The sequence below is a fragment of the Thioclava dalianensis genome (assembly GCF_000715505.1).
Classification (GTDB): domain Bacteria; phylum Pseudomonadota; class Alphaproteobacteria; order Rhodobacterales; family Rhodobacteraceae; genus Thioclava; species Thioclava dalianensis.
The window spans coordinates 1-8,948 of sequence record NZ_JHEH01000061.1 but is presented as its reverse complement, the minus strand read 5'-3'; the positions used below and the strand labels follow the sequence as shown (position 1 = coordinate 8,948).

At 60.8% G+C, this 8,948-nt stretch carries 11 protein-coding genes; 8 read left to right on the top strand and 3 right to left on the bottom strand.

The window, feature by feature from the left end; all coding sequences use genetic code 11:
- Positions 1 to 199: hypothetical protein (locus DL1_RS21985; protein WP_211250655.1), on the bottom strand; the 199-nt coding region annotated here is incomplete at its 3' end.
- A gap of 304 nt (positions 200 to 503) precedes the next feature.
- Here DL1_RS21985 and DL1_RS20005 point away from each other — a divergent pair.
- From DL1_RS20005 to DL1_RS19970, 8 genes are all read left to right on the top strand, one after another.
- The gene (locus tag DL1_RS20005; RefSeq protein WP_038069965.1) at positions 504 to 1,115 is read left to right on the top strand and encodes a DedA family protein; all 612 of its coding nucleotides are present in this window, start codon (positions 504 to 506) and stop codon (positions 1,113 to 1,115) included.
- Positions 1,116 to 1,202: 87 nt separating this feature from the next.
- The gene (locus DL1_RS20000; protein WP_038069962.1) at positions 1,203 to 1,817 is read left to right on the top strand and encodes a ribonuclease D; all 615 of its coding nucleotides are present in this window, start codon (positions 1,203 to 1,205) and stop codon (positions 1,815 to 1,817) included.
- A complete protein-coding gene (locus DL1_RS19995; RefSeq protein WP_038069959.1) occupies positions 1,798 to 2,787 on the top strand; it encodes a KpsF/GutQ family sugar-phosphate isomerase in 990 nt (329 codons plus the stop codon). Before DL1_RS20000 ends, DL1_RS19995 begins: the two co-directional genes overlap by 20 nt.
- A complete protein-coding gene (locus DL1_RS19990) occupies positions 2,787 to 3,389 on the top strand; it encodes an LPS export ABC transporter periplasmic protein LptC (protein WP_038069956.1) in 603 nt (200 codons plus the stop codon). The genes DL1_RS19995 and DL1_RS19990 overlap by 1 nt, the downstream gene beginning before the upstream one ends.
- A gap of 7 nt (positions 3,390 to 3,396) precedes the next feature.
- A complete protein-coding gene (lptA, locus tag DL1_RS19985; protein ID WP_038069954.1) occupies positions 3,397 to 3,885 on the top strand; it encodes a lipopolysaccharide transport periplasmic protein LptA in 489 nt (162 codons plus the stop codon).
- Positions 3,885 to 4,661, top strand: a complete 777-nt coding sequence (gene lptB / locus DL1_RS19980) for an LPS export ABC transporter ATP-binding protein (protein WP_038069950.1) — start codon at positions 3,885 to 3,887, stop codon at positions 4,659 to 4,661. Before lptA ends, lptB begins: the two co-directional genes overlap by 1 nt.
- Positions 4,662 to 4,925: 264 nt before the next feature.
- Positions 4,926 to 5,501 carry a ribosome hibernation-promoting factor, HPF/YfiA family gene (hpf, locus tag DL1_RS19975; protein ID WP_038069949.1) on the top strand — a complete coding sequence of 192 codons (576 nt, stop codon included), beginning with the start codon at positions 4,926 to 4,928 and terminating at the stop codon, positions 5,499 to 5,501.
- Between the two features lie 38 nt (positions 5,502 to 5,539).
- A complete protein-coding gene (locus tag DL1_RS19970) occupies positions 5,540 to 6,004 on the top strand; it encodes a PTS sugar transporter subunit IIA (protein ID WP_038069967.1) in 465 nt (154 codons plus the stop codon).
- 54 nt (positions 6,005 to 6,058) lie between these two features.
- Here the strand turns inward: DL1_RS19970 and DL1_RS19965 are convergent, their stop codons facing one another.
- Both DL1_RS19965 and DL1_RS19960 read right to left on the bottom strand, forming a co-directional pair.
- The gene (locus tag DL1_RS19965) at positions 6,059 to 7,462 is read right to left on the bottom strand and encodes a hypothetical protein (RefSeq protein ID WP_038069947.1); all 1,404 of its coding nucleotides are present in this window, start codon (positions 7,460 to 7,462) and stop codon (positions 6,059 to 6,061) included.
- Positions 7,463 to 7,465: 3 nt separating this feature from the next.
- Positions 7,466 to 8,948, bottom strand: a 1,483-nt coding sequence (locus DL1_RS19960) for a DUF5927 domain-containing protein (protein WP_038069945.1), incomplete at its 5' end; no start/stop codon positions are given.

Below are 8,948 nucleotides of genomic sequence, written 5' to 3'. Positions count from 1 at the left end.
TTGCAACCTCAATGATCTGTTCGGGCGTCAGTGCGCGCAGGACAGCCCACGCAAGCGCGCCGCGATCCTTGGCAGATAGGCGAGCGGTCAGAACAGCAGACAGCCCACTTAGAGCGTCAATATCAGACAGCCAGAGCGCATATCCCACGCAACGGGAGACGCTCTTGATATGGTCTGGGATTTGCTGAGAAATACTCATGCCAGCGCCCCCCAATGTGTTGCCAAGATGTGGAAGGTTGCGATATACTCACCGCAAGACAGGACGCTTTCCACTACGTCTTTTGCGCCGCTGACCTTTGCCGAGGTCGCGGCGTTTTCGTTTGCAGTTACGATGTTTTTACGATCATCAACTGCTAACTTATTGTTTTCAAATGATACCCGAGTCCTCTCCTGGGCACCAAGCTCCTTACCAGAGCCCGCAAAACCCTCGCTTCGGCGGGGGTTTTTCGATTCTGACGGAACCTCTGATGCGCGATAGGCGTAGGATCGCAAAGGGAGGTCTGATGTTTTCCTGGATCACTGGCGTCATTGCAGCGTTTGGCTATCTCGGCATCGCCGGGCTGATGCTGCTGGAGAATGTGTTTCCGCCGATCCCTTCGGAACTCATCATGCCACTGGCGGGCTATATGGCCGCTCAGGGAAAATTTGCGCTGGTCTGGCTGATCGTGGCGGGCACGCTGGGTTCGGTGCTGGGGGCGATCCTGTGGTACTGGGTTGGCTTGCGGATCGGGATCGAGCGGTTGAGCGATTTGTCGCGCAGACACGGGCGCTGGATCGGCGTGACGCCCCACGATATCGAGAAATCCCGAGCATGGTTCGCGCGCCACGGCTGGGTCGCGGTGTTTTTCGGGCGGATGGTGCCGGGCGCACGCACGTTGATCTCGGTGCCCGCGGGCATGGCGCGTATGTCGTTTGTGCCCTTCTTGCTTTACACCACGGCGGGCAGCGCGCTTTGGACCGCGTTTCTCACGGTCGCGGGCTATCTGCTGCACCAGAAATACGATCAGGTCGCGGATTGGGTGAACCCGGTTTCGACCGCTGTTTTTGTGTTTCTGATCGCGATTTACCTCTGGCGGGTGGCGCGCTGGACGCCCGATCCGGAGGACTCTGTCTGATCTGCGCTGACGCAGGGTGGGTCGCGCGTTGGCAAGTGGCGTGCAAAGCGCTTATATGCCCGGCAAGGCGATCGAAAAGGACAAAGCGTGGCGATCCATCTTTACGAAAGAGACTTGCCGGACGGGCTTGATCTGGGCCCGGTGGTGGCGGTTGATACCGAGACGATGGGTCTGGATCCGCGTCGCGACCGGCTGTGCCTTGTGCAGCTGTCCGCGGGCGATGGGAATGCACATCTGGTCAAGATCGCCAAGGGCCAGACGGAGGCGCCGCGCCTGACCGCCCTGCTTGCCGATCCCGGCTGTGAAAAGCTGTTTCACTTCGCCCGGTTCGATATCGCGGCGCTTTATAACGCCTTCGGAATGGTGACGCGCCCGGTGTTTTGCACCAAGATCGCCGCGAAGATGGTGTGCACCTTTACCGACAGACATGGCCTAAAGACCCTGTTGCACGAGATCGTGGGCGTCGATATCTCCAAACAGCAGCAAAGCTCTGATTGGGGTGCGCCAGAGCTGAGCATGGCACAAAAAGAATATGCCGCATCGGATGTTTTACATCTGCACAAGCTGCGCGATGCGCTGGAGAAGCGCCTGATCCGCGAGGACCGGCTGGATCTGGCGCAGGCGTGTTTCGATTTTCTGCCAACACGTGCGCAGCTCGACCTTTTGGGATGGGGAGAACCGAATGACATCTTCCACCACTGATATGACCGCGCCTGCGAGTGTGCCCGAGACGGATTACAGCGCGACCGCGCGCCGGGTGATCGGGATCGAGGCGGCGGGGCTTGTAGCACTTGCCGACAGTCTCGACGGGGAATTCTCGCGCGCCGTTGCAATGATCCTTGCGACCAAGGGTCGGGTGATCGTCTCTGGCATGGGCAAATCGGGGCATATCGGACGCAAGATCGCAGCGACGCTGGCCTCGACCGGCACGCCTGCCTATTTCGTCCATCCCGCCGAGGCGAGCCATGGCGATCTGGGCATGATCACCGAGAGCGATCTGGCTCTGGTCCTGTCCAATTCGGGTGAAACGCCTGAGCTGGCCGATCTGATCGCGCATACCCGGCGCTTTTCGATCCCGATGATCGGGGTGGCCAGCCGGCCCGGATCGACGCTGCTTAAACAGGCCGATCTGGCGCTTGTGCTGCCTGCAGCCGAAGAGGCCTGCGGCACCGGCGTCGTGCCTACGACCTCGACGACGATGACGCTGGCGCTGGGCGATGCGCTTGCGGTGGCGCTGATGGAGCACCGCAAGTTCACAGCCGAGCATTTCCGCACGTTCCACCCCGGCGGAAAGCTGGGCGCAAGGCTCGCGACGGTCGGCGATCTGATGCATGCCGATCTGCCGCTGGTCACGCAAGACACCCCGATGACCGAGGCTCTGCTGGTCATGAGCCAGAAGGGCTTTGGCGTGATCGGTGCGACCGATGCGCAGGGACGTTTGAGCGGGATCGTCACTGATGGCGATTTGCGGCGCCACATGCAGGGCCTGCTTGAGCGCAGCGTGGCCGAGGTGATGACCGCCAGCCCCTCGACAATCCGCCCCGGCCAGCTTGCCGAGGCCGCGGTGGCCCAGATGTATGCGCGCAAGATCACCTGCCTCTTCGTCGTCGAAGATGAAATCCCGGTCGGCTTCATCCAGATCCATGACTGTTTGCGGGCCGGTATCGGCTGATGGATTACGAGAAGCGCCATTCCAGATTTGTGAGCGGGGCCAAGCTGGTTCTGCCGCTGGCGGCGCTTATTTTGCTGTCCACGCTGTTTTTGTTCTCGAACCGGATCGATCCGAGCGCGGCCATTCCCTATGCCAAGGTTGATGTCGAGAAACTGGCGCGTGAATCCGCGCTCACCCAGCCCGATTTCTCGGGCGTCACGAAAGACGGCGGGACGCTGTCGGTGATCGCCCAGCAGGCGCTTCCCGATACGGGCAACGGCTCGGGGGCGGTTGCCAGCGATCTGGCGGCGAAGCTCACCTCGAAGACCGGGGTGGTGACCGATCTCAATGCCCGACAGGGCCGGTTCCAGCCCTCGGTCTCGCAGGTCACGCTGAAAGGGTCGGTCGCGATGCAGACCTCGAAGGGTTACCGGATGAATTCGGACCTGATGACGCTGGCGACTGACCGCGATCGCATTATCTCTCCCGGACCGGTCCATGGGGATGCGCCCTATGGCACGCTTGATGCCGGGGCGATGCAGATGACGACTCAAGACAATGGTGCAACGCATGATCTTGTTTTCAACAAAGGCGTGAAGCTGGTATATCAGCCGAAGCAATGAGGGTGTGATGAGACGCATTGTAGGTTTTCTGGCCGTGAACGCGGTTCTTCTGATCCCCGCCATGGCGCTGGCTCAGCAAATCAATTTCGGCGGCATGAAGGCCAATACCAAGGCTCCGGTCGAGGTGACGGCGGATCAGCTCAACGTCAATCAGGACTCGGGGCAGGCGGTGTTCAGCGGCAATGTGCTGATCGCGCAGGACCAGATGCGGCTCAAGGCGCCCAAGGTTGAGGTGAACTACGCCAAGGGCGACACCAGCAAGATCTCGACCCTGCATGCGACGGGCGGTGTCACGCTGGTCTCGGCGACCGATGCCGCAGAGGCCCAAGAGGCCGTCTACGATGTTGCCGCAGGCACCGTGGTGATGACCGGAAACGTGTTGCTGACCCAAGGCGACAACGTGATGTCGGGCAATCGGCTTGATGTCGATCTGAGCACCGGGATGGGCCAGATGCAGGGCCGCGTGCGCACGATCCTGACTCCGGGAAAGAAGTGATGAGCGATACGGTCGAGCCCAAGATAGAGCGCCGCCCTGTCCTTGATCAGGAAGATGGCTTGCAGGTCACTGGCCTGCGCAAGAGTTACAAGCGTCGTGCGGTGATTCGCGACGTGTCGCTGCATGTCTCGCGCGGCGAGGTGGTGGCGCTTCTGGGGCCCAACGGGTCGGGCAAGACGACCTGCTTTTACAATATCGCGGGGCTGATCCGCCCGGATGCAGGTCAGGTCAAACTGGATGGGCGCAATGTGACGCGCCTGCCGATGTATCGCCGGGCGAAGCTGGGGATCGGCTACCTGCCGCAAGAGGCGTCGATCTTTCGCGGCCTGACGGTGGAGAAAAATATTCTCGCGGTACTCGAGATCGCGCTGCCCGATCCGCATAGCCGCCGCGAGCGTCTTGAGGAATTGCTCGGTGATTTCTCGATCGCCCATCTGCGGCATGCGCCTGCGATGGCACTGTCGGGCGGTGAGCGGCGGCGCTGCGAGATCGCGCGCTGCCTTGCCGCCGATCCGAAATACCTGCTGCTCGATGAGCCCTTCGCCGGCGTTGATCCGATTGCGGTTTCGGAAATCCGCGCATTGGTGTCGCAGCTCAAGGGCCGGGGAATCGGGGTTCTGATCACCGACCACAATGTCCGTGAAACGCTGGAAATCGTTGAACGCGCTTACATTTTGCACGATGGCAAGGTGCTGATGTCGGGCACCACCGAAGAGGTCGTTCAAGACGAGAACGTGCGCCGCGTCTATCTCGGGCAGAATTTCCGAATTCTTTGAGCTGATCGCTGCAACCTGTTCAAACTGTGCGCAGGTCAACCGTTGACAGTCCGCCCGTTCCGTCCCCAAATATGTTGAATGCGTGATCGTCGTTCTCATCCCCGGCGCACCTTCACCGAGTCGTGCTCGGTACGTGCCCACCAATGGCTTCAAGGCCTGGAACGGACGGCTTTGATCCGCAGTTTCCCTCGGGACTTTAACCGGCTCGCAACCTGCCCGTGTCACGGTCAGGCGGCGCGGCCCAATGCGTGAAGGAGAAAATCCATGCGTTATCAGATCAGTGGCAAACAGCTCGATATCGGGGAGGCGCTGCAGACCCATGTCAAAACCGAGCTGAGTGAAACGGTCGACAAGTATATGCAGCGTCCCACGGATGCGCAGATCACGTTCTCAAAGCACGCACATGAATTCATTTGCGAGGCCACGGTTCACCTCTCGACCGGGCTGACCGCCACCGCGAAAGGGCACGCCACCGAGATCTACTCGGCCTTTGAGAGTTGCCGCGAAAAGATGGACAAGCAGCTTCGCCGCCATAAACGCCGGCTTAAGGATCACCACCGGGATCGTGCGGAACCGGTTGAATTCGAGGCCGCAGGCCTGTATGTGCTCGCCGCAGAGCAGGAGAGCGAGTCGGACGAGCCAGCCAGTGAGGCGCCGATGATTGTGGCAGAGATGGAAACTCAGGTTCCAACTTTGTCGGTCGGAGAGGCGGTGATGCAAATGGAGATTTCCGACGCACCATTGCTCGTTTTCCGGAATGAGAAACATGGCGGGGTCAATGTCGTGCATCGGCGCGATGACGGCAATGTGGGCTGGATCGACCCCCGCCACAGCAAATGAGCGCCAAAGCAGACAGCGGCGCGGAAAAGACGGGATACATGGATCTTTCGAGGTTGCTCAAACCCGGCGCCGTCAAGGTGCTGTCCAACGTAACGAGCAAGAAGCGACTGTTTCAGGATCTCGGCGATATCGCGGCGCTGACCTACGGGCTCAACGCGTCGGAGACCGTCGATGCATTGCAGGAACGCGAAAGCCTCGGGCCGACAGGTGTCGGCCACGGGGTCGCTCTGCCGCATGCGCGGCTCGACGGGCTGGATCATGTCGTGGGTGTGTTCCTGCGCCTCGACAAGCCGCTCGATTTCGACGCGGTGGATCGCTTGCCGGTCGATCTTGTCTTCGCGCTGTTTGCGCCCAAGGATTCTGGCGTTGAGCACCTGAAGGCGCTCGCGCTGGTGTCGCGGACGATGCGGGATTCGGAGACCTGCGAAAAGCTGCGCGCCAATACCGATCCTGCGGCGCTTCATGCCGTGTTGACCGAAGCGAAAGGCCGTCAGGCCGCCTGAGCGCTTGCACCGGACCCGATTTTGAAAAGCGCGCCCCGAACCGGGCGCGCTTTTTTATGGCGTCACCTTCCAGTCGCCAAAGCCGAACTGCATGAAATCGCGCGGGTAGCATTCGCGCGCGGCCGCCTCCAGCTCGGGCGTCCAGTAAGAGGCAAGTTTGACCGGCGCGCTATCGCTTTCTCCGGGGATGAATTCGGGCGCGTCAGACAGCCCGGCACTCTGCGCCAGATAGGCAAGATCGGCCACGATACGGTCTTCGCGCACCAGAAGGTCAGGCAAGGCGAACTGCGCCATTCCCTGCAACAGCGTCGATTGCGTGGCCCAGAGCGGATTGACCGGCAGCGCCGTCTGATTGGCGATGCTCATCTTGATCCAAGCGAGGAAGGCCAGCAGCGCCTCTCCCCATTGCTCGGGAGGCAGCGATTTACCCTCTTCCGGAAGGGGCAGCTTGTAGCTTTTGCGCAAGATCGCACGCGTCTCCAGCAGGCTGTCCCATTCCAGCACCGCGCTCAGCGCCAGATGGGCGCGCATCAGCGGATGGCGCAACACGGTAAAGCTGCGATGGCCGGTCTGGCGGCGCTTCCACTGGCGCAGGGTCTTTTGCGAGAACCCTTCTTCGAGGCCACCGATCTTGCCCATCCAGTCGCGGATCTGGACGTCGAGCGCCGGGCGGATCGGCATGTATAACAGCCCCGCCTCTTTGCAACCGATGAAGCCCGGCACGCCGGGGCCACGGCGGGGCTCGAAATTGGGGGTGCGCGACAGGTTGAAGCGGTCGATTCGCGCCAGCGAGTTTTCCATGCCCGCGAAATTCGCGACCTTGCTGTCCAAAGGCTCGGGATTTTGCACTTTCAGCGTGTCGGGAAGCGCCGAAAGGCGACCTTCCAGACCCAACCAATCCGCAAGCCCGTTGATCACCTCAAGCGACTGCGCATCTTCATAATCGATGTAGAATGCGGTCTGCCCCGATTTTTGAAGCGCGTTGAGCAGGCTGACCTGAAAGCTCTGCAGGGCCTCAAGATGCGCTTCGAACTCGGCGGCGTCGAACTGGGCCTTCTCGCGCTTGCGGTGCTTGGCATCGCCCAGCTTCCACTGCCCCGTCGCCCGCGCGATCTTGAGGCTGATATAGCTCTCGATCGGATTGCGGCTTAGCACGATCTTGGCGCATTTCGGATCGTTGAGAAACGTGTCGAGCATGCGCGGATCGTGATCGTGGAAGAACCGGCAGCCATTGAGCCCCTCGGCCTGCCGGATCGCTTTCCACAGAACGGTCGGGTCGGCGTCGCGTTGGCTTTGCGAGATGCTCAGCAGCTCCTTGCGGTTGGGATAGCCGATGAGGACAGGATTGAACGCCTCGCCATGGCAGTGAATCCCGGGCAGCGCATTCAGCGCCGCCTCCAGAAGGTTGGAGCCAGTCCGCATTTCCGCGAAGATGACGAAGGTGTCGAATTTGGGCATTGTTTACTTCACCAGATAGGGCCGTCCGCGACGGGTGTCCGTGCGCCGCGCGCCATCATCCAGAGGGAAGTCCCCCATGACCAGAGGCTGCATGCCCTGATTCTTGAGGTTTTGCAGGAATTGACCAAAGCCCGTCAGGTCGACCATCTGCGGTGCTTCGGTCAGTCGGCGCGCGTTGCGCGGTGAGATCTCGTCGATGATCGTTTGCAGGGGCTCCATCGGGTTCTCGACGAATTCCGCAATCGACCAGATCCGCACCCGCGCCTTCACATACATCGATTGCAGGATCGCGAGGTGATCCAGTTCCAGCTTTTGCAGCCGCGCGGCTTCCCGCCGGATCGTCGTGAAATTCTCGTTCTTGCGCGAAAGCGGCAAAGCCCAAGTCCCGGTGATCACCGAAATCTGCGCGTTCGGATCGGTTGCGGTGAACCAGTTGTTATCCTGATTGTCGCGCGGGTTGAACATAAAGCACTGCCGCTCGCCGCGGGAGTTCCAGATCACGTTTGTCAGGAAGGCCCGGGGGTCATAGTCGCGCAGCACCGCACTGTCGGTGAGCCCGCCATTGAACATCGTCTCGCCCCCTGCGAATTCCGCAGCACCGGGTGCGAAGAGATGCCCATGTACGCGGGCCGCGACATATTTCGAAAGCCAGCCCTCGAAATTCTCGAACAGGTCGGAAAATCCGTGGAAGATCGAATAGGGTGCCGAGGTTTTGCCGTTCTCATGGTCCTTTTTGGGAAAGCGGCTTTGCATGTAGAGCCCCGGCCGCCCCTTCGTGCGCCGCTCGATCGACTTCGAGAACAGCCGGTCGATCTTGGCGGGATTGGGTTCGGCCATTGCCGAGCTGCCATTGCTCGGCGCGAGGAAGGTTCTGTAGAGCTTATCGGCCTTTGGCCAGATCTTGCGGGCGACGAAACAATCCGAGCGCCGAAGAAGCTGGAGGTGATCGTCGTAGAAAATATGCGGCTTGCCCTGAAAATCGAATTTCGTGAGCGTCAGCGACCGGCTCTCCACCGAGGTTGCATAAAGCCGCGTCAGCGTCTGGAAATAGCTTTCATCGGGGATCCAGACCCGTTTGAAGTAGCGATCATAGAGCGACCGATCCGGGTCTTCGAGGATCGCGCTGAGCGTCTGGCGCGTGAGGCACCACCATTGGCTGCCCAGATGCGGCACAAGCCCGTCCGGAATGCGCCGCTTGAAGCCGATACGGCGCTGTAGCTCTACGTAGCGGTCGAAATAGCGGCGCTGCTTTTTCCACGAGAAAGGGAAGCGCAGGGTGAAGCGCTCGATATCGATGCCGCCGACGGTCCAGCCAACTTCGGTCGTCGTGACGCTTTCGATAAAATCGGTATGCGGGCGCGCCGCGAGATATTCGGTCAGCTCCGAGACCGGGCGCAGCGGCAGGCACGAACCCGATGCAAGATAGACATGGCGCACATCGCGGTGGCGGGCGAGCATCTGTTCAGCGGCGGATTGGCTGGCCGCC